The organism is Hydrogenophaga laconesensis (assembly GCF_031457235.1).
GTDB lineage: Bacteria > Pseudomonadota > Gammaproteobacteria > Burkholderiales > Burkholderiaceae_C > Hydrogenophaga > Hydrogenophaga laconesensis.
The window spans coordinates 229,016-253,868 of record NZ_JAVDWE010000002.1 but is presented as its reverse complement, the minus strand read 5'-3'; the positions used below and the strand labels follow the sequence as shown (position 1 = coordinate 253,868).

Here is a 24,853-nt window from a genome sequence, read left to right as displayed (position 1 = left end):
CGGTTGCTCAGGGGAAATGCCCGGTTGTCGCGTCGCGCGCGGCCTGCTGTTCCTGCAGTTCGCGCCACATCACCTTGCCGCTGCCCGAGCGGGGCAGCGTCTCCACGAACTCCACGATGCGCGGGCTCTTGTAGGCGGCCATGTGCTCGTGGGCCCAGGCGATCACGTCGTCTTCGCTCACGCGGCCGCGGTGTTCCTTGCGCAACACGACCAGCGCCTTGACGGTCTCGCCGCGCCGCGCGTCGCGCACGCCGATGACGCAGGCCTCCTGGATGGCTGGGTGGTGGTACATGAGCGCCTCCACCTCGGCGGGCCAGACCTTGAAGCCGCTCGCATTGATCATGCGTTTGAGGCGGTCGGTCATGAAAAAGTAGCCGTCGGCGTCGACATGCCCGAGGTCGCCGGTGCGCAGGAAACGCTTGCCGTCGATGTCGACGAAGGTCTCCCGAGTGGCTTGCGGGTTGTGCCAGTAGCCCTGCATCAGTTGCGGCCCGTGCACCACGATCTCGCCGGTGTCGCCTGCGGGCAGCTCGGTCAGGGTGTCGGGGTCGACCACGCGGGCGTCGACGTCGAACACCGGCAGGCCGAGGCATTGGCGTTTGGGCCGGTGCAGCGGGTTGATGTGGGTGGCGGCCATGGTCTCGGACATGCCATAGCCCTCGATGTAGGCCTGACCGGTGAGGGCCTGCAGCCGCGCGGCCACCGCATCGGGCATGGCGGCACCGCCACCCCGCACGCAGGCCAGGTGACTCAGGTCGAAGCGGTCCAGCTCAGGGTGTGCCAGGAAGTCGATCACCATGGTGGAGATGGCCTGCCACATCGTGACGCGGTAACGCTGCATGCAGATCGCGGCGACCTCACGGTCCCAGCGCGAGAGCACGACGATGGTGGCACCCGCGTACAGCGGCCCGTTGAGGCTGCCCGACAGGCCCGTGACGTGGAAGAAGGGCAGCACGGACAGACACACCGCGTCCTGCGTGGTGCCGAACCAGCGCACACCGCCCACCAGCGTGCTCATCACACTGCGGTGCGTGTGCATGCAGCCCTTGGGCAGACCGGTGGTGCCCGAGGTGTAGGGCATGGCACAGAGGTCTTCGGGGCCGGTGGTGAGCGGCCCGGGCACTCGCCCGGCGGCGACCGCGTCGGCCCAGGCAACCATGCCTTCAGCTTGCAGCGGCAGGCGCGGTGCAGCGACAAAGTCGGGCACGCGCAGGTCGGTCGGCGCGCGCAGGTGATCGCTGTACGTGGCAACCACCACATGGCGCAGGCCTTCGCCCGTGGCATCGACGAGGGGCCCCACCTGGGGCAGCAGGTCCTGCGCCACGAGGGCGACCTGCGCACCGCTGTCCGTGAGGCAATGGCGCAGCTCCTCCACACGGTTCATCGGGTTCACCGGCACCACCACCGCGTTGGACCGCAGGATGGCGTAGAAAGCCAGGGCCCATTGCGGGCTGTTCTGCATGCACAGCAGCACACGATCGCCGGACTTCACGCCGCACACCTGCTGCAGATGCCCTGCCAGATATTCCGTTTCGCGCAGGAATTGCGCGTAGGTCAACGGTGTGTCGTAGAAGACAGTGAAAGGCTTGTCGGGGAAGCGCGCTGCCGACACTTCCAGGTTGTAGAAGACGTGCGTCTGCGGCAGCGTGAGGTGCCGTGGCAGGCCTGGCGGCCAGTGGGCCGTGTTCTGGGGCATGTCCTTCATTCCGCTGGGCGGAAAATTGGTGGGCTGAAGGTCAATATACGTGCCGCTTGGGAGCGCTGTAAACGCCAATCAGGGAAAGCGATCATGGTTGAGGCGACGAACGCGGGCGAAAATTCCGATGTGCGGAATATCGTTGCGAGATATTCCGATCTGCAGAAAAAGGAGACGCCATGGGGCGGCAGCGCCACGCGACCATCAGCCCGCTCGACGAGGTGGACCCGAGCGAGGACCGCCGTTTCGTCACCGCGCTGGCGCGGGGCCTCACGCTGCTGCGATGTTTCACTCCATCGGATCGCTGGCTGGCCCACCAGGAGTTGGCGCGACGCACCGGCCTGCCGCAGGCCACCGTCTCGCGCCTGACTTACACGCTCACCAGCCTGGGCTACCTGCGACATCGGGCCAGCACGGGCGAATACGCGCTGAGTCCTGCGGTGCTGTCGCTGGGTTTCAGCGTGCTGTCGAACTTCCAGGTTGGCCGCATTGCAAGGCCTTTCATGGAGGCCCTGGCCGAACACACGCAGGCCGCGATTTCGCTCGGCGTGCGGCACGACACGTCGGTGGTGTACGTGGCGCATTGCCGCAGCACGGCACGCCTCATCCTCGGGCTGGACGTGGGCACCCGCTTGCCGTTCGCCGAAACCGCGATGGGCCGTGCCATCTGGTGTGCCGCCACCCCCGGCATGCAGGACCTCATGGCGCGCCGGCTGCGCGCGCAGGACGCGAGCCTGTGGCCCGAGCGCGAGGCCGGTCTGCGGCGCGCCGAGGCCGAGTGCGCCCGGCGCGGTTACGCCGTGTCGGAATCGGAATGGGAGAGCGAGATCGCGGCCATTGGCGTGGGTATCGACCTGGGCGATGGCCGGGAGCCGCTGGCCCTCACCGTGGGTGGGCCGGCGTCACGGTTGCAGGGCACCTTGCTGCACGAGGACTTCGGACCGGCGCTGGTGCGCACGGGGCGCGAGATCGTGGCTGCGATCCAGGCCGCCGCCTGGGAGGATTGAACACCTCGCCCATGAAAAACGCCACCGCGAGGGTGGCGCTTGTCCAGGGGACCGGAGAGATCAGTTCACGACCTGGGCCAGCTCGCCCCTGGCGTATTTGGCCGCCACCACCTGCAGGCTCTCGCCCTTGATCTTGCTGCCCTGGCCTTCGCAGCCGAATTCCAGGTAGCGCTGCTTGCAGACCGCCTTGGCGGCCTCGCGCGCGGGCTTGAGCCATTCGCGGGCGTCGAACTTGTCGGGGTTCTCGGCCAGGAACTTGCGCACCGCGCCGGTCATGGCCAGGCGGATGTCGGTGTCGATGTTGATCTTGCGCACGCCGTGCTTGATGGCTTCCTGGATTTCCTTCACCGGCACGCCGTAGGTTTCCTTCATCTTGCCGCCGTACTGGTTGATGATCGCCAGCAGTTCCGGCGGCACGGACGAAGAGCCGTGCATCACCAGGTGGGTGTTGGGAATGCGCTGGTGGATTTCCTTCACGCGGCTGATGGCGAGGATGTCGCCAGTGGGCGGGCGGCTGAACTTGTAGGCGCCGTGGCTGGTGCCGATGGCGATGGCCAGCGCGTCGAGCTGCGTGGCCTTGACGAACTGCGCGGCCTCTTCGGGGTCGGTCAGCATCTGGCTGTGGTCCAGCTTGCCTTCGGCGCCGATGCCGTCTTCCTCGCCGGCTTCACCGGTTTCCAGGTTGCCCAGGCAGCCAAGCTCGCCTTCCACCGTGACGCCGACCTTGTGCGCCATCTCCACCACCTTGCGCGTCACCTCGGTGTTGTAGTCGAACGATGCCGGGGTCTTGCCGTCTTCCATCAGCGAGCCGTCCATCATCACCGAGCCGAAGCCCAGGTTGATCGCGCCTTCGCAGACCTTGGGCGAGGTGCCGTGGTCCTGGTGCATCACCAGCGGAATGTGCGGGTAGGCCTCCATCGCGGCCTGGATGAGGTGCTTGATGAAGGGTTCTCCAGCGTACTTGCGGGCGCCCGCGCTGGCCTGGAGGATCACCGGTGCACCGACTTCGTCGGCAGCCGCCATGACTGCCTGCACCTGTTCGAGGTTGTTGACGTTGAACGCCGGAATGCCGTAGCCGTTGGCCGCGGCGTGGTCGAGCAGTTCGCGCATGGAAACGAGCGCCATGAGAATCCCCTTAATCAGTTGGTAACCGTGGTGTAACCCGGCATTTTAACTTTTGGCCTCCAGGCCGGAAGTGACGGCGGCGTGTCATTTCACACGCCCTTCATGTGCGCGAGCCAGACTGGGTCGAACTTCAGGCACGACCATGACCCGACTCGACACCTTCCTCTTCCTCTGGATCAACGCCACGGTCGACACGCCCGCCTGGCTGCTCGCGCTGGCGCGGTGGATTTCCACCGACCTTCCCGCCCTGGCCACCGTGGGGCTTGCCCCGCTGGTGCTGTTCGGCCCCGTGGCGCGCCGGCAGTTGCTGGGCGTGTGCCTGGCCATGGTGCTGGCCTGGCTGGCGGTGCGCGGCGTGCGCGAGACCGTGCATGTGGCCCGGCCGTTCGAGCTGGGCGTGGGCCTGCAATGGCTGGCCCACGCCGCCACGGCCGGCTTCCCCAGCTTCCATGCCGCTGTTGCAGGTGCCTGGGCCGTTGCCCTGGTGTTGTTTGCGCCCCGGCATGTCCGGTGGTGGATGCTGTGTGGAGGTGCCGTGGCGCTGGCGATCGCCTGGAGCCGGGTCTTCCTCGGCCTGCATTTCGTATCGGATGTTTCCCTGGGGCTGTTGCTGGGCGCGGCCTGCGCAGTGACTTCGCGGCGCTGTATCGGCTGGCTGAACCGTCGTCGCGGTGTGGAGGTACGGGCCGTCCCGTTGGCCGGGTCCGACGGGGCCTGAGGCGCCCCTCCCTGGATGTGGATACCAATCGTCACAAAACCGGGGGAACTGTGGCGGCGGCAACGAGAGTCCTTCCTGGGATATGCCCAATGTGAAACAAGAAAGGACTCTTCATGCACTGCCGCACCCTGATCGCGACGCTGACCTCCGTCTCGGCCCTGCTCGCGCCCTCGCTGGCGTCGGCCCAGGTTACCCTCAAGCCCGATGGCCAGTGGCGCTACCTGATCACGGCTGGCGCCAACATCTCATCGGGCAACAACAACGCGAGTTCCCTGAACCTGGCCGCCGAGGGCGCGCGGGAGACCGACGACGACAAATGGACCTGGGCCGCCAGGGCCGACCGCGCGCGCAGTTCCGGCGTGAACACCATCGAGCGTTACGGACTGCGCAGCCAGTACAACCGCGACTTCTCGGTGGACTGGTTCGGCTTCGGGTCGGGCGAACTGTTGCGCGACCGGCTCGCCAACATCGCAGGCCGCTACTCGGTGGCCAGCGGTGTGGGGCGCCATGTGTGGCAGGACGACCGAGGCTTCTTCGATGTGTCCGTCGGTCTGGGCTACACCTACGACCGCTATGTCAACTCCACCGACATCGCGGGCGCCATGCGCGACCGCTACGGACGCCTGGAGCTTGTGCTGGCCGAGGAGTCCAGCCACAAGCTGACAGACACCACCAACCTTCGCCAGAAGTTTTCGATCTACCCGGACCTGCGCGATTCGGGCAAATTCCGCGCCGTGCTCGACACCGGCCTGACGGTGGCGATGACGCAGACGATCAACCTGTCCGCAGGCCTGAGCTACCGCTACGACAGCGATCCCGGCACCAACCTGAAGAAAGCCGACACGATGTTCGTGACCGGCGTGTCGCTGCGCTTTGATTGACCACCCTCTTCAAGGGGGCGACATCCCGGGCCGGCGAAGCCGGACCCCGGATGTCTCCGGATCACGCGCTCTCGTTCAGACCGCTTTGCAGATCTTGAGGGTGTTGGTGCCGCCTGGCTGGCCCATGGGTTCGCCCACGGTGATGGCGTACACATCGCCCGTCTGCACGATGCCGCGCTTTTTCAGATGTGCCTCGGCATCGAGCAGGGCCGCATCGCGATCGGTGCTGTTGTCCATGAGCAGCGGGCGCACGTTGCGGTAGAGCGTCATGCGCCGCTGGGTCGAGAGGTTGGGCGTCATGGCGTAGATCGGCATGCGCACGTTGTGACGGCTCATCCACAGGGCGGTGGAGCCCGAGTCGGTCAACGCCACAATGGCCTTGGCGCCCAGGTGGTGCGCGGTGAACAGTGCACCCATGGCAATCGACTGGTCGATGCGCTTGAAGGTCTTGCCCTGGAAGTCGGCCGACAGTTCGCGGTATTCGGCCTTTTCGGCCTCCGAGCAGATCGTGGCCATCTCCATCACGGTTTCGAGCGGGTAGCGGCCGGCGGCGGTTTCGGCGCTCAACATCACCGCATCTGTGCCGTCGAGCACGGCGTTGGCCACGTCGCTCACCTCGGCGCGCGTGGGCACCGGGTTGACGATCATGCTCTCCATCATCTGCGTGGCGGTGATCACCACCTTGTCCATCTCGCGCGCGAGCCGGATCATGTGCTTCTGCAGGCCCGGCACCGCCGCGTTGCCCACCTCCACCGCGAGGTCGCCACGCGCGACCATGATGCCGTCGGACACCTTCAGGATGGCGGCCAGTTCCGGGATCGCTTCGGCGCGCTCGATCTTGGCGATCAGCCCGGGCTTGTGGTTCATGGCCGCGCCGGCCACGTTGCACAGCTGGCGGGCGAGCTCCATGTCGGTCGCGTTCTTCGGAAAACTCACCGCCACGTAGTCGGCCTTCAGGCCCATGGCGGTCTTGATGTCGTCCATGTCCTTGGCGGTCAGCGCGGGCGCGGTCAGGCCGCCGCCCTGCTTGTTGATGCCCTTGTTGTTCGACAGCTCGCCGCCCAGCTTCACGGTGGTGTGCACCTGGGGACCGGTCACCTTGTTGACGGTGAGCACGATCAGCCCGTCATTGAGCAGCAGCGTGTCGCCGGGTTTGACGTCGCGTGGCAGTTCCTTGTAGTCCAGTCCCACACCTTCGACGTCGCCCGGTTCGGTGCGCGAAGCGTCCAGCACGAAGGGCTGGCCCGGTTCCAGCACCACCTTGCCCTGCGCGAACTTGCCGACGCGGATCTTGGGGCCCTGCAGGTCGGCCATGATGCCGACCTCACGGCCGGCGCGCTGGGCGGCCGCGCGCACCAGTGTGGCGCGGTCGATATGGTCCTGGGCGGTACCGTGCGAGAAGTTGAGCCGGACCACGTTGACGCCTGCGCGGATCATCTGTTCGAGCAGGTCGGGGTCGCTGGATGCAGGGCCCAGGGTGGCAACGATCTTGGTGGCGCGAATGATCTTCATTGGGGGGCTGTCTCCGAAAAGGCCGAAGGCCGGTCTGTAATTTGGTTTCAATTATCCGTGAAACAAGTTACGACCTGGTTACCGGCGCTGCGCACGTCGTGTAGGAGCCGTCCGACACGGCGGGCCGTCGTCGTCCGGCTGTGATATTGCAGCGCTGTCCCTACAGTGGGCCCATGCGGGAAGGAGCGCTCCGGAACGCCGTTGCCAACCGGAGAATCCCCATGCATCTGTCCGCTCTCTCTGTCGTGGGGTACCTCGCTACCCTGGTGATCGCCGTGGCGGCCGCGGCCGTCCACCCCTGGCTGGATGTCGAGGCGCATTTCGTGCGTGCGGTGTCGAGCCTGAGCACGGCAGTTGCCACGCTGACCACCACCCTCTCTCCCTGATCCGCGCTCAGCGGCCTTTTTCTTCGACGGTCGGCTCGGCCGGCAGCACGGCCTCGACGCGCGTGCCCTGGTTCGGGGCACTGTGGATCTCGAGATGGCCGCTGTGCGATTCCACCCGCACCCGCATGCCGAGCAGGCCATGGTGACCGGCGGGCACGTTGTCGATGTCGAAGCCCAGGCCGTCGTCGCGCACCGAGACATAGACCTTCGCGTCCTGCTGCTCCAGAACCACCCACACATTCTTCGCCTTGGCGTACTTCTGCACGTTGGTGAGAGACTCCTGAACCAGCCGGAACACGGTGAGCTCCGTGCCCTTGTGCAACTCCACCGGCGAGAGGCGGGCGTCCACCGATATGCCCAACCGTCCGGCGGCTTCCTGGCACAGCATGTCGAGCGCAGGAATCAGGCCCAGCTGGTCGAGCGACGACGGGCGCAGGTGCTCGATGATGCGGCGCTTGACGGCAATGCCCTCGTTGAGGCGCTGCTCGATGCTGACCAGCCGCTCCAGGGCGAGGCCCGGCAGCTCGGGGACGCGGCGCAGGCGCGCGATGTCCAGCTTCATCGCGGTCAGCAGGCCACCCATCTCGTCGTGCAGCTCGCGTGCCACGCGGCCGCGCTCGTCCTCCCGCGCGCTCACGTGATGGCCGGCAAGGTTGCGCAACGCAGTCGTGCGCAGGGCCACCTGTGTGGCCAGTCGCTGGTGTTCCTCGGCCTGGCGCAGGTCGTTCTCGCGCAGCTGGCGCGCGAACATGATCAGGGCGACCCAGGCCACCACCACCAGCAGGTGGATGGCCAGGCGGTTGATCATCATGGCGTCCTGCAGCGAGACGCGCGCTTTCTTCTGGATGGCTGCGGCCCGCTCCAGCACGAACTCGAATTCCTGCCGCAACTCCGCGTAGCGCAGCCGCCCCTGGTCACTCACGGCCAGGGTCTGTGCGTCCGTGCGCCGCCCCTGCTCGGTCATGCTCACCCACTGGTTGAGCGTGGCCGTGCGCTCCTCGATGCGTTTGCGCACCTCTGCCATCGACACCGTGCGGCCGGGATCGAGCTGCTCCAGCCGTTTGAAGGCGTCCTGCTGGACACCCTCCATCTCGTTGATGGCTTCGCGGTAGTTCGTGAGATCGGCCTGTTGCGCACTGAGCATGAAGGCGCGCACGGCGACCTCGGCGTCGGTGAGTGCCTGCAGGGTCCGGGCGGCCTGCTGGCGCGCGTCGCTCAGCGTGATGCCCTGCATCAATGTGGAGCGCGAATGCTGGTAGCTGGCTTCGTTGACCACCAGCATGATGAGCGCCATCGCCAGGATGATCGGCATGCCGAATCGGTTGCGCGCGGCGCGTTCGATCGAGTACTTGAACTTCATATGGGGTTCGCCTCAGATGAAGAAGGGGTCGCCGGTTGGCGTCGCATGGGCAGGCGCACTTGAACGCGGGTGCCCGAACCGGGCAGGGAGTTGATGGAAAACTGCCCGCCCAGGGACTCGATGCGGTGGCGCAGGTTCCGGAGTCCCTTGGCCGAAGCGGTGCCGCGCGTTCCTGCAAAACCGGCCCCATTGTCGAAGATTTCCAGCAGCGCGTCGGCCCCATCGGGTGCCAGGCGCAGCGATACCTGCATCGCGCCCGAATGCCGTTCCACGTTGGAGAGCGCGCCTTGCACCACGGCAAAGAGTGCCTGTTCGCCCGAGGCTTCCAGCAGCACCGGCAGCAGCACGCGTTCGACCGCCACGCCCGTCCGTTGCTCGAATTCGCCGGCCTGCTGTTCGATGGCACTCTGCAGCCCCAGGTTGTGGAGCGTCAGCGGCATGAGTTCTTCCATCATGCGGCGCTTCATGCTGATGCCGTCGTCCAGCGCCGCACTCAGATGGTCGAGCCGGTTGACCACTTCGGGGTCGGTGGTGTCGATCGCGTGGCGCAGGCGGGTCACATCCAGCTTGGCGGTGGTGAGCAGGGCGCCCAGATCGTCGTGCAGCGCACGGGCCAGCCCGCTGCGCTCGCCGTCGCGCATTTCCTGCAGCCCCAGGTTGAGCTGCGCGAGCTCCTCGGTGCGCTGACGCACCTGCAGCTCCAGCGAATCGCGCTCGGCCTGCAGATGCAAGGCGTGCTGGATCTGGTTGTTCTGCAAGGCCAGTTTCTTGCGCAGAAAAAATACATAGCCAAGCAGGCTGAGCAGGATCAGGCCGTGCGCGGCCATGCGGCCCAGGTCCAGTGTCCGGTAGATGGCCGCTCGCTCGCTCGCAACCCGGCGCTCCTCGGTGACCAGCAGCACGTCGGCCACGCGCCGGACGCCTTCCATTTTCTCGCGCCCGATGTCGGTGAGCATGAGGCCGTGCCAGGCAGCATGGGAACCGGCGTCGTACAGGGCGATGGTCTCGGTGACCTCGGAGATCTTCTCGCGCACGCGTTCCTGCAGGCCGTCGACCATGCGCAGCAGCTCGGCATCGTTCCGGTAATGCTCACGCAGGCGGCTGACGGCGTGCGCGATATCGGATTCGGCGGCCTGGTAGGGTGACAGGTACTGGGCCCGGCCGGTCAGCAGGTAGCCGCGTTGGGCTGTCTCCATATCAAGCAGGCGGCGCATGACTGTCTGGATGGCGGTGCGCGCATTGTCCCGCGCGCCCAGGCCGGCCAGCGAGTTCAGGGCCCGCTGATACGCCCATTCCGACCCGACCGCCGCCCCCAATGCCAGAACGACGGCCAGCACGATGACCAGCGTGGTCTGCCATGGCGCGCTGCGCCCAGGGAGGGGGGGAGAAGGCATCGGTGGCCGCGCTGTTCCTACTGAATACCGCCGGGCGTGGTGGCCGAACCGTCAGAGATGCGCTCGCAGTAGGCGATCAGATCCTCCAGCTCGCACGACTTGTCGAACACCCGGTCGGCACCCAGCAGAGCGCAACGCTTGCGTATGTCCGGCGTGGCGTAGTTGGTGAGCACCACCCTGCGCGCTTCGACCTGGGCATCCTGGGCTGCCTTGAGCACGCCCAGACCCGACCCGGTCAGAAGGAAGATGTCGATGATCATGAGGTCGAAGCGCTCGCCGTGGTGCAGCCATTGCACGGCGGTCTCCTCGTCCTTGGCATGGCCCACCACTTCCACATTCGCCAACTCTTCCAGCGTGGACACGAGGTTCTCATAGATGACCTTGTTGTCTTCGACGATGAAGGTTTTGAGCGGTGACATGGGGTGGACGAAGCGGTAGCGATCGAGAGGCATTCAGCGCAGTGACCGCAATTGCGTTGCAATCAGCAGGCACAAACGCGGCCATCATGCCGCGTTTATGACTGCCTGCGCTTCAGACCATGCTGATTTTTATGTAGGCGTTGTCCTACACGGTCAGCAGGCGGTGTCTCGTGGTCAGCGGACCACGATGTCGTTCTTCACGGATTTCACCCCGTTCACGTCACGCGCCAGGCGTTCCGCCGCGCTCTTTTCAGCCGCCGACTTGGCAAAGCCCGAGAGCTGAACCGTGCCATTGAGGGTCTCGACGTTGATGGAGGTGGCGGCGACCGTGGGGTCCTTGGCGTAAGCGGCCTTCACGCGGGTGGTGATGGTGGCATCGTCGACATAGGCGCCGACGGTCTGCTGGTCACGCGCGACGGCGCAACCGGTGATCTGAACCATGGCGGTGGCGGCAGCGACAGCCAGAAGGACATGCGACAGTTTCATGGGGTTCTCCTCAGGGTTTGTTGGACTGTTGGTGTCACCGGGCTGCCGATGGAACGACAGCCCGGTGGCTGGGGTGGTCATCTGAAGCAGAAAATGGCTTGGGTTTAACCCTTGGCCTCGACGGTCAGGCGGTTGTCCACCTTCACCACGCCTTCCACAGCAGCGGCCAGGACGGTCGCGCGATCGCGGGCAGCGGGGTCAGGGGCCGTGCCCTTGAGTTCCACATGGCCGTTGTTGGTGTCCACGTCGATCTTGAGGGCGCTCAGCTGGGAGTCACCTGCCAGCGCGGCGTTGACCTTGGCGGTGATCGCCACATCGGCAGCGCCGGTGGCGATCTTGTCGGCAGCTTCACTGCCGGCAGCCTTCATGTCCTGAGCGGCGTTGCTGGCATCGGCGCGCAGTTCAGCGCCAGCAGCCTTTGCATCGTCGCGCATCTCAGCGCCAGCGGCCTGCGTCTGCTCCACCGTGTTGTCCATGCGCTGGCCCACGGTCTGGTCTTCTTTCTGGCCACAAGCCACGATCAGGCTGGTGGCCATGGCTGCGGCGGCGAGGGCGGCGAGTCGGGTATTGCGTTTCATGATGTGCGTCCTTTCAGCGTGCCGGCGAGGCCGGCGTTTCATGAGGTGTGATCTGGTGCCGCATCAGTGCGGCTTTTTCGAGTTGGGGCGGTCGAACCAGTCGTCGGTGACGCGGCGTTCCCAGTCCGCCACCTGGCGTTCGGCTTCGTCCTTGGCCACGCCATAGCGTTCCTGGATCTTTCCGGCGAGCTGTTCCCGGCGGCCGGCGACCACGTCGAGATCGTCGTCGGTGAGCTTGCCCCACTGTTCGACCATCTTTCCCTTGACTTGCTTCCAGTTGCCTTCGATGCGATCCCAGTTCATGGTGACTCCTTGTGCTGTGGTTGCAGGGAGCCGGTCATTCAACCGGCTGCGGCTTGTATGCGTTGAACACGCATTGCGTTGTGCCGTGGTGTCACTGTAGGAAAGGCGCGGCGCGACGGATGTCGGGCGGCTGGCCGCCCTTGTGTAGGACATTGCCGATGCCAGGGAACAGGTTGTAGGATGCGTCCGACTGCTCCCCGGGGTATGTCCTGTTAAATTGCTCCCCGCATCAACAAGAGCCCCATAAGATCATGATCAAAGTCGGTATCGTCGACGACCACGCCATCGTGCGATCCGGCCTGCGCCAGTTCCTCTCCGAGCATGTGGACATCAAGGTGACAGGCGAGGCCAACAACGGCCGAGAGGCGCTCGAGCTCGTGCGCGGGGGCGAAGTGGACGTGTTGCTGATGGACATCTCGATGCCCGATCACAGCGGTGTCGATGCGCTCCAGGCGATCAAGGCCCGCTTTCCCGACCTGCCGGTGCTCATCCTCAGTGGTTTCCCCGAAGCCCAGTACGCCACCACGCTGCTGCGCTACGGCGCGAGCGGCTACCTGAACAAGGACTGCGCTCCCGACGACATCGTGAACGCCATCCGCACCGTCGCGCGCGGCCGACGCTACATCAGCCCGGCAGTGGCCGAGCTGCTGGCGGACAATGCCGCAGGCGAGAACGACCGGCCGCCGCACGAACTCCTGTCGGAGCGCGAACTGCAGGTCTTCCTCCGTCTGGCCAAGGGCGAGACCATCGGCAACATGGCGGAATCCATGTTCCTGAGCATCAAGACGGTGAGCACCTACCGCACGCGCGTGCTCGAGAAGCTCAAGCTCACGAGCAACAGCGATCTCACCTATTACGCGCTCAAGAACGGCCTCATCCAGTGAGTGTCGGCGCCGTCCTACGCGAGGACGGCGTTCGTGCTTGCAGCCTTTCACTGGCGGCGCTCCTACAGTGGAGTCATCACAACGGCAGGCGTTGTGAATCCACCCAAGGCCGGACCACCGGCCGGAAACAGGAGCTCGACATGCTGCATTACGCCGTGGTTTTCTTCGTCATCGCTCTCATCGCCGCCGTGCTGGGCTTTGGCGGTATTGCCGCCAGCGCCGCCGGCATCGCCAAGTTGCTCTTCGTGATCTTCCTGGTGATGGCGCTCGTCTCCATCGTGGTCGGCCTCGTCCGTCGACGCTGACGACAGGACCCAGCGAAGCACCGAGGCCCCGACGGGTACACCCGTCGGGGCCTCGGTGCTTTCAGGTGCGCGACTCTTCCCGCCACAGTGGCCGCAAGGCCCACAGGCCCAGCACCGGCCCGATCGCCAACCAGGGAATGAGGGCCGCCAGCGTCACGTGCTCGGCCAGCGAAACGAACAGAAGAATGCTGGTGATGGAGATGGCAAAGCCGATGCTGTTCGTGAGCGTGAGCACGCTGCCCACCGCCTGCGGTGGCGCGTTGCGCGCGGTGAGCGTGGAGAACTGCGGCGAGTCGCCCGATACCGTGATGCCCCACAGCACCAGCCAGGCAAAGAAGAGGGTGGCGGGCGCGTCCATGGCCCAAGGCGCGGCCAGGCAACAGGCGCCGCTGACGGCCAGCTGCGTGCCGGCCACCCGCGCACTGCCCAGGTGTTGCGCCACCCAGCCGCCTCCGGCACAGCCGATCGCGCCCGCGCCGAGCACGAGAAACGCCGCCCAGGACAGGTCGCTGCCTTGCAGCCGCGTGGCCAGCACCAGTGGGACCAGCACCCACATCGTGTAGAGCTCCCACATGTGGCCGAAGTAGCCCAGCACCGAGCTGCGCACGCGCGCATCGGTCCACAGCGTGGCCAGTGCACGCCACTGCAGTGTCGCCGCCGTCGGGCGAATGCCCGGCGGGTCTGTCGTGCAGCAGAAGAGCAGAACGCCGCCGGCCGCCGCCAGTGTGGCCACACCGAGCATGAGCGTGGGCCAGGGCAGTGCGCCACCCAGCGCACGCAGCGCGTGTGCACTGGCCGAGCCGAGCACCAGCGCGCCGATCAGCAGGCCCAGCGCGCCGCCCAGACCGCGCGAGTACCACTGCGCCGCGATCTTCATGCCCACCGGATAGATGCCGGCGAGGAAGAAGCCGGTGGCAAAACGCCAGACCAGCAGTGCTGTGTGGTCGCGCACCGTCCACCACGCCCCCACGGTGCAGGCCGCACCGGCCAGCGAGCACACCAGGAACACGGCGCGCGGCGCGAACCGGTCGGCAATGGCCAGCAGCGCGAACACCAGGGTGCCCGTGATGAAGCCGAACTGGAGGGCCGACGTCAGTGTGCCCACCGCGCTGGCCGGCCAGCCCAGTTCGCGCTGGAGGTCGGGCATGACCGCGTTCACCGCAAACCACAACGAGGTGCCCATGAACTGGGCGAGCACCAGCACGGGCAGGACGTGGCGCGGAACGGTGCTCTGCTTCATGCGTTTCTCAGCGCCGAAGTTGCGTGAAGGCCTCGAACTCCCAGCTGCGCATGGCCAGCACCAAGGTGTAGCCCTCCCGGTCCTTCTCGCCGAGCTTCTGGTCCGTCTGGTGCTGCTGGGCAAAGTCCTGTGCCACCCGCTGCAGCCGCTCCAGGAAGGCCGGCGCGAGCGTGCGGCTCACCGAGCCGTGCACCAGCATCACGCCTTCGCCTGCGCCGTCGAACCCACCGGCGAAGTAGTCCAGCAGCGCGTGCTCGCGGAAGTAGTTCATCACCGGGCCATGCGGGCGCCAGCGGAAGGTTTTGGCGAGCTTGAGGCGGTAGCGGTTGAGCGGGCGCAGTTCGATGATGCCGATGCGGTCGAGTTGCGCCAGGTACTTCACGCAATCGGCCTCGCTCAGGCGGTATTGCGCCGTCATCTGTTCCACCGTCCACTGGCTGAGCACGCAGATGGCGACCAGCAGCAGCTTCTTGTCCGCCACCACAGCGCGTTCCTGGTCCTGCGTCATCTCGCGCAGCAGTGGCTGCGTGTCCGCCACGCGGCGCGAGAGCTCCGCGAAATCGAGCCGCAGCGCGCGGCAGATCTCGTCCACGCGCGAGAGCGACATGTCGCCACTGGCCAGCATGCGCTTCACGCTGGACTCCGCCATGCCGATGGCCTGCGCGAGGTCGGCATAGGTCATCTGTGCGGCCTTGAGTTCTTTCTTGAGGGCCAGGACAAGGTCGGCGGTGGTGCTCATGGTCAAACAGGTATCGCAATGCAATACCTCAGGGTTGGATTTTTGCGACTGTATCGGAATGCGATGCTGGGCGGCGCGCGGGCAGCGACATTGCGGTGCACCCCCACTCCCGGAGCCTCCGACATGGCGACCCTTGCCGCCTCATGCATTTCGATCCCGCACCGAACCTGTGTCCCGCCGGCCCTGTTCGCACTGGCGACCCGACCTCCGTGGCGCGCCTTGCGGCAGAATCCGCGGGCCATGGGCGGTGCCCTTGTGCGCTCAGGCCAGTGAATACAACGCAACAGGAGGAGAGAACCGCATGAGCCATTCCACAAACCCCACCGCCGTGGGCCACGTGCCCGCTGCGCCGGGCCATGAAGGTGGCCAGTTCGCGCTGCTGGGCCAGCGCCGTTTCGCGCCCTTTTTCTGGACCCAGTTCCTGGGCGCGGCGAACGACAACCTTTTCAAGTTCGCCTTCACGGTGCTGGTCACCTACCAGCTGCAGGTGGCCTGGTTGCCGCCCACGCTGGCGGGCCTGGTGATCGGGGCGCTCTTCATCCTGCCCTTTCTGCTCTTTTCCGCCACCAGCGGCCAGCTGGCGGACAAGTACGACAAGAAGACCCTCATCGTGTTCGTGAAGCGGCTGGAGATGCTCATCATGGCGCTGGCGGCGTGGGCCTTTTTCAGCGCGAACATTCCGCTGCTGCTGCTCAGCACCTTTCTGATGGGCCTGCATTCCACGCTGTTCGGCCCGGTGAAGTTTGCCTACCTGCCACACCACCTCGGTGAGCGAGAACTCACTGGCGGCAACGGCATGGTGGAGATGGGCACTTTCGTGGCCATCCTGCTGGGCAACCTGGCCGGCGGCCTCATCATCGCCGTGCCCGAGATCGGTGCCCACCACGTCGGCTTCAGCTGCGTGGCGCTGGCGGTGCTGGGCCGCGTGACGGCGCACTACGTGCCCGCCACGCCCGCCACCGACCCCGGCCTGAAGATCAACTGGAACCCGTTCACCGAAACCTGGCGCAACCTCAAGCTCGCGCATGGCAACACGGTGGTGTTCCGCTCGGTGCTCGGCATCAGCTGGATGTGGTTTTTCGGCGCGGTGTTCCTGAGCCAGTTCCCGAGCTTCGCCAAGGAAGTGCTGCACGGCAACGAGCAGGTGGCCTCGCTGCTGCTGATCGTGTTCTCCGTCGGCATCGGCACCGGCTCGCTGCTGTGCGAGGTGCTCTCGCGCCGGCATGTGGAGATCGGCCTCGTGCCGCTGGGGGCTTTCGGCATGAGCGTGTTTTCCATCGACCTGTACTTCGCCTCGCGCGGCCTGCCGCCGGTGGCCAGCCAGGGCGTGGCGCAGTTCATGGCGGTGCCGGGCCACTGGCGCGTGCTGGCCGATCTGACCCTGCTCAGTCTGTTCGCGGGGCTCTACAGCGTGCCCATGTATGCGCTGATCCAGATGCGCAGCCAGCCCACGCACCGCGCGCGCATCATCGCGGCCAACAACATCCTCAACGCCCTGTTCATGATCGCCAGCGCGGTCATCGCCGGGGCCCTGCTCAAGGCAGGCTTCACCATTCCGCAGATGTTCCTGCTGGTGGGCCTGGCCAATGCCGTGGTGGCTTTCTACATCTTCATGCTGGTGCCCGAGTACCTGCTGCGCTTCGTGGCCTGGGTCGCCTCGCGCTGCGTCTATCGCTTCAGGGTGACGGGGGACGCGCACATCCCCACCGACGGCGCGGCGGTGATCGTCTGCAACCACGTGAGCTTCGTCGACGCCGTGCTGCTGATGGCGGCCAGCCCGCGGCCGATCCGCTTTCTCATGGACCACCGCATCTTCCGCATGCCGGTGCTCGGTGGCCTGTTCCGGCTCGCCAAGGCGATTCCTATCGCACCGCAGAAGGACGACCCTGCCGCCTACGAGGCCGCTTTCGATGCCGCCGCCGACGTGCTGCGCGAAGGCGAGCTGCTGGCGATCTTTCCCGAAGGCGGCATCACCGCCGACGGCACGCTGCAGCCCTTCAAGGGTGGGGTGATGAAGATCCTCGAACGCGCCGAGGCCGATGGCCTGCGCGTGCCGGTGATCCCGATGGCGCTGACCAACCTCTGGGGCTCGTTCTTCAGCCGCGTGGAAGTGCGCAACGGCGAGAAGACCGCCATGGTCCGGCCATTCCGGCGCGGGCTGTTCAACCGCGTCGGGCTCAACGTGGGCGAACCCCTGCCGGCCGGTGCCGTGACACCGGAAGGTCTGCACGACCGGGTGGCCCAGCTGCTGCGCTGACGCGCGATGTGATCGGCCATAGGTATCGGAATGCGATACCTTGGCAGCCAATTCACGATACAGGTTGAAGATTCCGGCGCCATTCCGGCGGCCGGCCAGCACCATCGCGGCTCCTCAACAACCCCAAGGGTTTTACATGGCCTCGAACCGATCCCCCCTCATCGTGATGCGCGACACCCGTGCCTGGCAGATCCAGGTGTGGGTCTCGTTCGGTGTCGCCGTCTTTCTCTGCGCGACCGGCCTGGCTTGGCTGCCGGGGCAGTCGCTGGACCGCGCGTTCATGGTGATGGGTTACGTGTTCTGTCTCTCCACCGTGTTCGTGCTGTCCAAGGCGGTGCGCGATGGTCAGAAGGCCGCGCTGAGCGGTGAAGCCGAGACGCCCATGTGGCGCCTGGTGGTCTGGGGTGGTTTCGCCGTGGCCATGGGCCTGACGGGCTGGGGTCTGCTGCGCATGGACATCAACGACACCTACCGCGCCTACCTGGGCGTGAGCTGGCTGTACCTCGTCACCTCCGCGTTCACGCTGGCCAAGACGCTGCGCGACCGCCACGAGGCCGACCTCAGCGAAGCCCATGTGCGCGGCGAGATGGCGGGCCGCCAGCAGGCGCTGCAGGAACGCGCTGCCGCTGCCCACGCCGAATGACCCCCCCGCTGTCCTGTCCTTCCTCTTCTTCTGGAGTCTTTTATGAACACGTACAAATGGAAATCGATGTCGATCGTGGCCAGTCTGTGTCTCGCCCTGGCGGTCGGCAGTACCCCGGCCCGTGCGCAGAGCGAGGCTTCGGCCGCGCTGTCCCTGTTGCCAGTGGCTTCCGTGGTGGGCACCGCCTCGGCGGGCGCCGCGGCGCTCAGCGTGGTGCCGGTGGCGCTGTCCACCGCGGGTGCGGTGCTCATCGTCAAGGCGGTGGAGAGCACTGCGCGGGGCACGGTCTATGTGCTGGAGCGTGCGTCCGACGGTGCCCGCGCCAGCGTGGAAGTGGCCGGCCGCGCGGCCTCGGGTGTGGTGATCGGTGTGGGCACCGTGGTCACGGTGAGTGTGATCGGCACGGGTGTGCTGCTGTCGGCGGCGGGCGAGGTGCTGGCCTTCGTGCCGAACGAGCTGGGCCGAGCCCTGCTGCACAACGAGCGGGTGACGCAATGAGCCGCGTGACACGTCTCGTGTGCGGGCTGGCCGCCGCGCTGTGGCTTGTCACCACGGCGCATGCAGGCCGTTCCTGCGAGCAGAAGCCGCTCACCCCGCGTGCGATCGAACAGGGCATGGCCCTGGCGCAGCGCACCGCGCAGGCGCTGGACGCCGAGCACGCCCGCAGCGGCGCCCGCGTGGTGCTGCTGGCACGCGCCGGGCAGGACCTGAGCAAGTACCAGTTGCGCTACTCGCACCTGGGCTGGGCCTACAAGACCGCCCAGGGCCCCTGGCGCGTGCTGCACAAACTCAACCAGTGCGGCACCGCCACCGGTGACCTCTACCGCCAGGGGCTGGGCGAGTTCTTCCTGGACGACCTGTGGCGCCAGGAAGCGGCCTGGATGGTGCCGGCGCCCGCGTTGCAAGGCCCGATGTTCGATCTGCTGAACGATTCCCGCCGCTCGGTGGCCTTGCACGAACGTTCGTACAACCTCGTGAGCTACGTCTGGGGCCTGCGCTACCAGCAGTCGAACCAGTGGGCCATCGAGACGTTGGCGATGGCCACCGAGCCGGGCGTGGCCACGCGGGAGCAGGCGCAGGCCTGGTTGCGCTTCAAGGGCTACCAGCCCAGCACGCTCAAGCTGGGCGCTTTCACCCGGCTGGGCGCGCGTGCCGGCACGGCCAATGTCGCGTTCGACGACCATCCGAACGAGAAACGTTTCTCGGACCGCATCGAGACCGTGACGGTGGACTCGGTGTTTGAATGGCTTTCGCGCGGCGGGCTGGCCTCTGCGCCGCAGACGCTGGCGCTGTGAGCCGCGCCACTTTCAAGGAGAGAACATGGGCAAGGCATTGCGTTGGTCCGAAAAGTGGTTTCACCGGGGCCTCTGGCTGGTGGCATTCGTGTTCGCCTGGTTCCTGGTGGGGCTGGGCAGCACCGTCGTGGGCGACCTGCCCCAGGTGGAGCAGCAGCGCACACTCGACGACTTCCTCGACCCGCAGCGGGCGCCGCAGGTCCGGCAGTCCATCGAGGCCGCGCAGCGCGCCGCCCGCGAGGCGCAGGACGCGCTGGACCAGGCGCAGCTGCGCCACCAGGCCGCGCAGGCCAACCACCGTGCGGCGCGCGACACTTTCGGCAACTGGCTGAACACGCGGCAGGCCACGCAACGGCCCGAACAGGACCCGGAGCTGATCGAGCGCACGCGCCAGCTCGACAGCTACCGCCAGACCGAGCGCGATGCACTGGCGGCGGTCGAGGTGCAGCAACAGGCCGAACTGAACGCGCGGCAGGCGCAGCAGCGCGCGCAAGACGAGCTCCATCAGATGCAGGAGGACGCGCGCCAGTCCTTCGAATCGGCGGTGCGCGCGCAGGAACTGCGCGTGTTCCTCTACCGGCTGGCGCTCACGCTGCCGCTGCTGGTGGCGGCCGGCTGGCTGTTCGCGAAGCAGCGCAAGAGCACGTACTGGCCGTTCGTGTGGGGCTTCATCTTCTTCGCGCTGTTCGCGTTCTTCGTCGAGCTCGTGCCCTACCTGCCCAGCTACGGTGGCTACGTGCGCTACCTCGTCGGCATCGTGCTCACGGTGATCGGCGGGCGCTACGCGATCCAGGCGCTGCAGCGCTACCTGGAGCGCCAGCAACAGACCGAGGCCTTGCCCGACCGGCAGCGCCGCCAGGAGCTGGACTACGACCTGGCGCAGACGCGCCTGGCCAAGGGCGTGTGCCCGGGGTGTGAACGTGTGCTGGATCTGAAGGACCCGAAGAACGACTTCTGTCCGCACTGCGGCATGGGCCTGCACAACCGCTGCGGCGCCTGCCAGACGCGCAAGAGCGCTTTCGCGCGGTACTGCCATTCGTGCGGCGATCCGGCAGCGCGAACGGTCGCGCCCGATGCACCAGCGGTCTGAGCCGCCATATTTCTGTGCGGCGCAGGAACCAAGTCGCGGGCTCCGTTCTCTACGATCTGCCTTTCGCCAGGAAGGCACACGATTTCCCCATCCGCCGTCGCCCCATGTTCTCCCGCCGCCTGTTCCTCGAATCCACCTCCCTGAGCGCGGTGTCTGCCGCGCTGCTCTCGCTCAGCACCACCGTGCCCGCCCAGGCCAACGGCAAGCCGCAACGCCAGCCGGTGCTGTTCATCGGCCATGGCAGCCCGATGAACGCCATCTCGGACAACCGCTTCACCCGCGAACTGGGCGCGTGGGGCAAGCGGCTGGCCACGCCGCGCGCGATCCTGGTGGTCTCGGCGCACTGGCTCACGAGCGGAGCGACGGGTGTCACAGTCAATGAGGTGCCGCCGACGATCCACGACTTCGGTGGCTTTCCCCGGCAACTGCATGAGATGCAGTACCCCGCCAAGGGCCATCCCCAGCTGGCGCGCGCTGCTGCGAAGCTGATCCGCACCAACCCCAGCGTGCCCACCACGGAATGGGGACTGGATCACGGCACCTGGACGGTGCTGCACCACATGTTCCCGAAGGCCGACGTGCCGGTGTTCCAGGTGTCGATCGATTACGACAAGCCCGCCGCCTTCCATTACGCGCTGGGCCGCGAGCTGCAGGCCTTGCGCGAGCAGGGCGTGCTGATCATCGGCAGCGGCAACATCGTGCACAACCTGCGCGCCACCGACCGCGCAACGCCGGAGCAGGCGGCGGCCAGCCGCCCCTGGGCGCAGGCGTTCGACGACCGCGTCAAGCGCGCGCTGGACCAGCGCGAAGACAAATCGCTGCAGGACTACGTCGGGCTGGACATGTCCGCGCGCATGGCGGTACCCACGCCTGACCATTACTGGCCATTCCTTTACGCGCTGGGCGCCGCCGATGCAGGCCAGGTGCCGAAGCACGTCTTCGAAGCTTTCCACAGCGGCACGCTGAGCATGCGCTGCCTGCAGTTCGGCTAGACGCCGCGTGCCCGATCGGCCTTGAACTTCGCGCGGAAGGCGCTGAAGGTGCCGGCGTCCAGCGCGGCGCGTACCTCGCTCATGAGGTTGAGGTAGTAGTGCAGGTTGTGGATCGTGGTCAGCATCGGGCCGAGCATTTCGCCGCAGCGGTCCAGGTGGTGCAGGTAGGCGCGGCTGAAGCCTTCGCGCCCGCCCTGGTCCCAGCTCACGCCGCTGCTGCCGGCGCAGGCGTGGCAGGTGCAGGTCGTGTCCAGTGGCTGGTGGTCGGTCTTGTGGCGCGCGTTGCGGATCTTGAGGTCGCCGAAGCGGGTGAACAGCGTGCCGTTGCGCGCGTTGCGCGTGGGCATGACGCAGTCGAACATGTCCACCCCGTCGGCCACGCCCTGCACCAGGTCTTCCGGCGTGCCCACGCCCATGAGGTAGCGCGGCTTGTGGGCGGGCAGGCGGTGCGGCGTGTGGGCCATGATCTGGAGCATCTGCTCCTTGGGTTCGCCCACGCTCACGCCGCCAATGGCATAGCCGGGAAAGTCCATCGCCACCAGCGCGTCCAGCGACTCCTGGCGCAGGTGCTCGAACATGCCGCCCTGCACGATGCCGAACAGCGCGTTCGGGTTCTGCAGCCGTGCGAACTCGTCCTGCGAACGCTTCGCCCAGCGCAGGCTCATCTCCATGCTCTTGCGCGCCTCGGCCTCGGTGGTGATGTGACCGTTGGTCTCGTACGGCGTGCACTCGTCGAGCTGCATCACGATGTCGCTGTTGAGGCCGGTCTGGATCTGCATGCTCACCTCGGGCGACATGAACAGCTTGTCGCCGTTGACGGGCGATGCGAAGTGCACGCCTTCCTCGGTGATCTTGCGCATCGCACCCAGGCTCCACACCTGGAAGCCGCCCGAGTCGGTGAGGATGGGCTTGTGCCACTGCTCGAAGGCGTGCAGGCCGCCGAAGCTCTGCATCACCTCGCGGCCCGGGCGCATCCAGAGATGGAAGGTGTTGCCGAGGATGATCTGCGCGCCCATGTCGTGCAGGCTCTGCGGCATCACGCCCTTGACGGTGCCGTAGGTGCCCACGGGCATGAAGATGGGGGTTTGCACCTCGCCGTGGTTGAGCGTGAGACGGCCCCGGCGCGCGTGGCTGTCCGGGTCGTTGATGAGCAGGTCGAACTGGAGCATGGTGTGACTCTTCGGGGTGTCGGTGTTCAGGGTTGTGGCCGCGCGATGACGATCACGCTGCGGTTGCGGTCTTCAACGATCCAGAGGCGGCCGTGGGTGTCGAGCGTGATGCCGGCCGGTGTGCCCAGGGGGCGCACACCCGGTTGGGCCTGCCAGCCGCTCACCAGGTCTTCGCGCGTGCCGGTGGGCTGGCCGTGCGCGTCGAGCCGCCAGGCCACCACGCGGTGGCCGCCGGTGCGGTAGCCGTGCCAGACCGCGAGCAGGCGGCCCGCGAAGGGGCCGGCGCCCGCTGGCGTGGCGAGCAACTGCAGCGGTGCGACATGCGCAGGCCAGGCCGCGTGGGCGGCCACATGGTCGCCGCAGCGCGCGCGGCCCTCGTAGCCGCGCGTGGGCACGGCCTTGCCGCGCTCGTCGCTCACGCAGTACGGCCAGCCATAGGACGCACCGTCCTTCAGTTCGTTGAGTTCCTCGGCGGGCAGTTTGGCGTCGGTGTAGTCGACCGAGTTCTCGGCCTGCCACAGGCGCGTGCGGCCGTCCTGCGCGGTGGTGGTGGCCAGGCCGAGCGAATTGCGCAGGCCGGTGGCCAGCGGCTTGAAGCTCTCCAGGGCAAAGCCGGTGCCACCGAAGCGGGCCACATAGACCGCGGCCCGTGGTCGCTCACCGCCGAGTTCCGGGCAGGGCATGGGCTGCCGCTGGTCGTCGCCCCGGCATGCGTCGGTGGCCGCCCCCACGTTGACCAGCAGGCGGCCGTCCGGCGTGAACACCAGCTCCTTGAGCGGGTGCGCGCCGTCGGCGGGCAGGCCCGTGATCACGTCCTGCCGCTGCACGGCATCGCCCACCGGTGTGCGCCACACGGTGCCGGCTTCGCCGACGTAGATGCGCCCGTCCGGGCCACGCGCCAGGCCGTGGGGGCGGTCCAGGCCACTGGCGAGCACACGCACGCGGCCCGGCTGGCCGTGCGCGACGTCGGTGCGCAGTTCAAGCAGCCGGCCCCGGCGGGGCTCCCAGTTGCCCATGTCGACGATCCAGAACCGCTGCGGTGCCACTTCGAGCAGCCGGCGCGGCATGCGCAGGCCATCGCGTGCGTCCGCCACCAGACCTGCGCACCAGCCCCTGGGCACGCTCAGCGCCACGCCGGGGTGGCCATCGCACTGGCCGTGGGTGGCGTACGGCGGCTCGGCGGCTGGCGATGGGGGCGTTGTCAGCAGGGCGCTCAGGGCGAAGAGAAGGGAACGCATGGCTTGGGCCTCAGGAACGCCGCCGCAGCAGCATCGAATCGCCGTAGCTGAAGAAGCGGTAGCGCTGTGCGATGGCGTGGGCGTACAGCGCGCGGATGGGCTCGTAGCCGGCAAAGGCGCTGACCAGCATCATCAGGGTGGACTGCGGCAGGTGGAAGTTGGTCACCATCGCGTCCACCACGCGGAATCCGAAACCGGGGGTGATGAAGATGTTGGTGTCGCCCTGCGTCTCGCCCGAACGCGCCCAGCTCTCCAGCGTGCGCACGGTGGTGGTGCCGACGGCCACCACGCGCCCGCCGCGTGCGCGGCAATCGGTGATCGCCTGCAGCGTGGCGGGCGGGATGGCGTAGCGCTCGTGGTGCATCACATGGTCTTCGATGCGGCCGGCCTTCATGGGCGCGAAGGTGCCGGCGCCCACATGCAGCGTGACGCTGGCGCGCCGCACGCCACGTGCGTCGAGCGCGGTCAGCACGGCCTCGTCGAAATGGAGCGCGGCGGTGGGGGCGGCCACCGCGCCGGGCACGCGGGCGAAGACGGTCTGGTAGCGGCGCTCGTCATCGGCATCGTCGCCGTGGTCGATGTAGGGCGGCAGCGGCACGTGGCCGTGGCGGGCCATCAGCTCGTAGGGGGTTTCGTCGGCCGGGCCGGACAGGCGGAAGCGGAACAGCTGGCCTTGTTCGTCGGGCCAGCGCCCGAGAAAGACCGCGTCGAAGCCACCGCCCGACAGGCCGCCGGCCATGTGCAGGCGGCCGCCGGGTTGGGGCTTCTTGCTCACGCGCAGGTGGGCGACGACCTCGTGCGCCGTGCCGTCGCTCGCCTCGTGTGGCAGCAGCACGCGTTCGATGAGCATTTCCAGCTGGCCGCCGCTGGCCTTGCGGCCAAACAGGCGGGCCTTGACGACCTGTGTGTCGTTGAAGACCAGCAGGTCGCCCGGGTCCAGCAGGGCAGGGAGGTCGCGGAAGACACGGTCCACCGGAACATCGCCGGTGCCATCGAGCAGGCGCGAGGCACTGCGCTCGGGGGCCGGGTGCTGGGCGATCAGCTCCGTGGGCAGGTGGAAATCGAAATCGGCGACGGTGAACGCGCGGGGCGTCGGGGGGGCAGGCAGGGCGGACATGCGCTTGAGGGCCGGACAG

The 24,853-nt window shown here is 67.1% G+C and carries 26 protein-coding genes; 12 read left to right on the top strand and 14 right to left on the bottom strand.

What is annotated here, in order from left to right; all coding sequences use genetic code 11:
- Positions 1-7: 7 nt before the first annotated feature.
- Complete coding sequence (locus tag J2X09_RS05585; protein ID WP_374726483.1) at positions 8-1,696, bottom strand: long-chain fatty acid--CoA ligase; 1,689 nt, start codon at positions 1,694-1,696, stop codon at positions 8-10.
- A 179-nt stretch (positions 1,697-1,875) separates the two neighbouring features.
- On the opposite strand from J2X09_RS05585, the gene J2X09_RS05580 reads away from it, so the two are divergent.
- Positions 1,876-2,703 (top strand): IclR family transcriptional regulator, encoded by an 828-nt coding sequence (locus tag J2X09_RS05580; protein ID WP_204732746.1) that lies wholly within the window; start codon positions 1,876-1,878, stop codon positions 2,701-2,703.
- A 60-nt stretch (positions 2,704-2,763) separates the two neighbouring features.
- On the opposite strand, the gene fba is transcribed toward J2X09_RS05580, so the two are convergent.
- Complete coding sequence (gene fba, locus J2X09_RS05575; RefSeq protein ID WP_204732747.1) at positions 2,764-3,828, bottom strand: class II fructose-bisphosphate aldolase; 1,065 nt, start codon at positions 3,826-3,828, stop codon at positions 2,764-2,766.
- A gap of 142 nt (positions 3,829-3,970) precedes the next feature.
- Here fba and J2X09_RS05570 point away from each other — a divergent pair, with 142 nt between their 5' ends.
- A complete protein-coding gene (locus J2X09_RS05570; protein ID WP_204732748.1) occupies positions 3,971-4,546 on the top strand; it encodes a phosphatase PAP2 family protein in 576 nt (191 codons plus the stop codon).
- Positions 4,547-4,659: 113 nt separating this feature from the next.
- The gene (locus tag J2X09_RS05565; protein ID WP_204732749.1) at positions 4,660-5,427 is read left to right on the top strand and encodes a DUF481 domain-containing protein; all 768 of its coding nucleotides are present in this window, start codon (positions 4,660-4,662) and stop codon (positions 5,425-5,427) included.
- Between the two features lie 75 nt (positions 5,428-5,502).
- On the opposite strand, the gene pyk is transcribed toward J2X09_RS05565, so the two are convergent.
- Positions 5,503-6,939, bottom strand: a complete 1,437-nt coding sequence (gene pyk / locus J2X09_RS05560; RefSeq protein WP_204732750.1) for a pyruvate kinase — start codon at positions 6,937-6,939, stop codon at positions 5,503-5,505.
- Between the two features lie 221 nt (positions 6,940-7,160).
- Between pyk and J2X09_RS05555 the strand changes: the two genes are divergently transcribed.
- Positions 7,161-7,325: a hypothetical protein gene (locus J2X09_RS05555; protein ID WP_204732751.1), complete on the top strand. Its 165-nt coding sequence runs from the start codon at positions 7,161-7,163 to the stop codon at positions 7,323-7,325.
- A 7-nt stretch (positions 7,326-7,332) separates the two neighbouring features.
- Here J2X09_RS05555 and J2X09_RS05550 read toward each other — a convergent pair whose 3' ends face one another.
- From J2X09_RS05550 to J2X09_RS05525, 6 genes are all read right to left on the bottom strand, one after another.
- Positions 7,333-8,685 (bottom strand): sensor histidine kinase, encoded by a 1,353-nt coding sequence (locus tag J2X09_RS05550; RefSeq protein ID WP_204732752.1) that lies wholly within the window; start codon positions 8,683-8,685, stop codon positions 7,333-7,335.
- A complete protein-coding gene (locus J2X09_RS05545) occupies positions 8,682-10,079 on the bottom strand; it encodes a CHASE3 domain-containing protein (RefSeq protein ID WP_204732753.1) in 1,398 nt (465 codons plus the stop codon). The genes J2X09_RS05550 and J2X09_RS05545 overlap by 4 nt, the downstream gene beginning before the upstream one ends.
- Before the next feature lie 17 nt (positions 10,080-10,096).
- Positions 10,097-10,498, bottom strand: coding sequence for a response regulator (locus tag J2X09_RS05540; RefSeq protein WP_204732981.1), 402 nt, complete (start codon positions 10,496-10,498; stop codon positions 10,097-10,099).
- A 174-nt stretch (positions 10,499-10,672) separates the two neighbouring features.
- Positions 10,673-10,984 carry a BON domain-containing protein gene (locus tag J2X09_RS05535; protein ID WP_204732754.1) on the bottom strand — a complete coding sequence of 104 codons (312 nt, stop codon included), beginning with the start codon at positions 10,982-10,984 and terminating at the stop codon, positions 10,673-10,675.
- A 104-nt stretch (positions 10,985-11,088) separates the two neighbouring features.
- Entirely contained in the window at positions 11,089-11,562 is a 474-nt protein-coding gene (locus J2X09_RS05530) for a BON domain-containing protein (protein WP_204732755.1), read from the bottom strand.
- A 63-nt stretch (positions 11,563-11,625) separates the two neighbouring features.
- Entirely contained in the window at positions 11,626-11,865 is a 240-nt protein-coding gene (locus tag J2X09_RS05525; RefSeq protein WP_204732756.1) for a CsbD family protein, read from the bottom strand.
- A 251-nt stretch (positions 11,866-12,116) separates the two neighbouring features.
- Between J2X09_RS05525 and J2X09_RS05520 the strand changes: the two genes are divergently transcribed.
- Positions 12,117-12,749 (top strand): response regulator, encoded by a 633-nt coding sequence (locus J2X09_RS05520; RefSeq protein WP_204732757.1) that lies wholly within the window; start codon positions 12,117-12,119, stop codon positions 12,747-12,749.
- A 140-nt stretch (positions 12,750-12,889) separates the two neighbouring features.
- Positions 12,890-13,054, top strand: coding sequence for a DUF1328 domain-containing protein (locus J2X09_RS05515; protein WP_204732758.1), 165 nt, complete (start codon positions 12,890-12,892; stop codon positions 13,052-13,054).
- A gap of 61 nt (positions 13,055-13,115) precedes the next feature.
- On the opposite strand, the gene J2X09_RS05510 is transcribed toward J2X09_RS05515, so the two are convergent.
- Together J2X09_RS05510 and J2X09_RS05505 are read right to left on the bottom strand one after the other, a co-directional pair.
- The gene (locus tag J2X09_RS05510; protein ID WP_204732759.1) at positions 13,116-14,294 is read right to left on the bottom strand and encodes an MFS transporter; all 1,179 of its coding nucleotides are present in this window, start codon (positions 14,292-14,294) and stop codon (positions 13,116-13,118) included.
- Positions 14,295-14,301: 7 nt separating this feature from the next.
- The gene (locus tag J2X09_RS05505) at positions 14,302-15,033 is read right to left on the bottom strand and encodes a helix-turn-helix domain-containing protein (protein ID WP_204732760.1); all 732 of its coding nucleotides are present in this window, start codon (positions 15,031-15,033) and stop codon (positions 14,302-14,304) included.
- 301 nt (positions 15,034-15,334) lie between these two features.
- Between J2X09_RS05505 and J2X09_RS05500 the strand changes: the two genes are divergently transcribed.
- From J2X09_RS05500 to ygiD, 6 genes are all read left to right on the top strand, one after another.
- A complete protein-coding gene (locus J2X09_RS05500; protein ID WP_204732761.1) occupies positions 15,335-17,290 on the top strand; it encodes an MFS transporter in 1,956 nt (651 codons plus the stop codon).
- Between the two features lie 136 nt (positions 17,291-17,426).
- Complete coding sequence (locus J2X09_RS05495; RefSeq protein WP_204732762.1) at positions 17,427-17,933, top strand: YiaA/YiaB family inner membrane protein; 507 nt, start codon at positions 17,427-17,429, stop codon at positions 17,931-17,933.
- Between the two features lie 42 nt (positions 17,934-17,975).
- On the top strand, positions 17,976-18,431 hold the full coding sequence (locus tag J2X09_RS05490) for a hypothetical protein (RefSeq protein ID WP_204732763.1): 456 nt from the start codon (positions 17,976-17,978) through the stop codon (positions 18,429-18,431).
- On the top strand, positions 18,428-19,228 hold the full coding sequence (locus J2X09_RS05485; protein WP_204732764.1) for a DUF2145 domain-containing protein: 801 nt from the start codon (positions 18,428-18,430) through the stop codon (positions 19,226-19,228). Before J2X09_RS05490 ends, J2X09_RS05485 begins: the two co-directional genes overlap by 4 nt.
- A gap of 25 nt (positions 19,229-19,253) precedes the next feature.
- Positions 19,254-20,318, top strand: coding sequence for a serine endopeptidase (locus J2X09_RS05480; protein ID WP_204732765.1), 1,065 nt, complete (start codon positions 19,254-19,256; stop codon positions 20,316-20,318).
- A 104-nt stretch (positions 20,319-20,422) separates the two neighbouring features.
- Positions 20,423-21,310: a 4,5-DOPA-extradiol-dioxygenase gene (gene ygiD / locus J2X09_RS05475; protein WP_204732766.1), complete on the top strand. Its 888-nt coding sequence runs from the start codon at positions 20,423-20,425 to the stop codon at positions 21,308-21,310.
- Here the strand turns inward: ygiD and tgt are convergent.
- The 3 genes from tgt to queA are packed head-to-tail and all read right to left on the bottom strand — an operon-like array spanning position 21,307 to position 24,834.
- Positions 21,307-22,479: a tRNA guanosine(34) transglycosylase Tgt gene (gene tgt / locus J2X09_RS05470; protein ID WP_204732767.1), complete on the bottom strand. Its 1,173-nt coding sequence runs from the start codon at positions 22,477-22,479 to the stop codon at positions 21,307-21,309. The two genes, ygiD and tgt, sit on opposite strands and share 4 nt — an antisense overlap.
- Before the next feature lie 26 nt (positions 22,480-22,505).
- Complete coding sequence (locus tag J2X09_RS05465) at positions 22,506-23,717, bottom strand: PQQ-dependent sugar dehydrogenase (RefSeq protein ID WP_204732768.1); 1,212 nt, start codon at positions 23,715-23,717, stop codon at positions 22,506-22,508.
- Positions 23,718-23,727: 10 nt separating this feature from the next.
- Positions 23,728-24,834 (bottom strand): tRNA preQ1(34) S-adenosylmethionine ribosyltransferase-isomerase QueA, encoded by a 1,107-nt coding sequence (gene queA, locus J2X09_RS05460; RefSeq protein WP_204732769.1) that lies wholly within the window; start codon positions 24,832-24,834, stop codon positions 23,728-23,730.
- Positions 24,835-24,853: the final 19 nt, after the last annotated feature.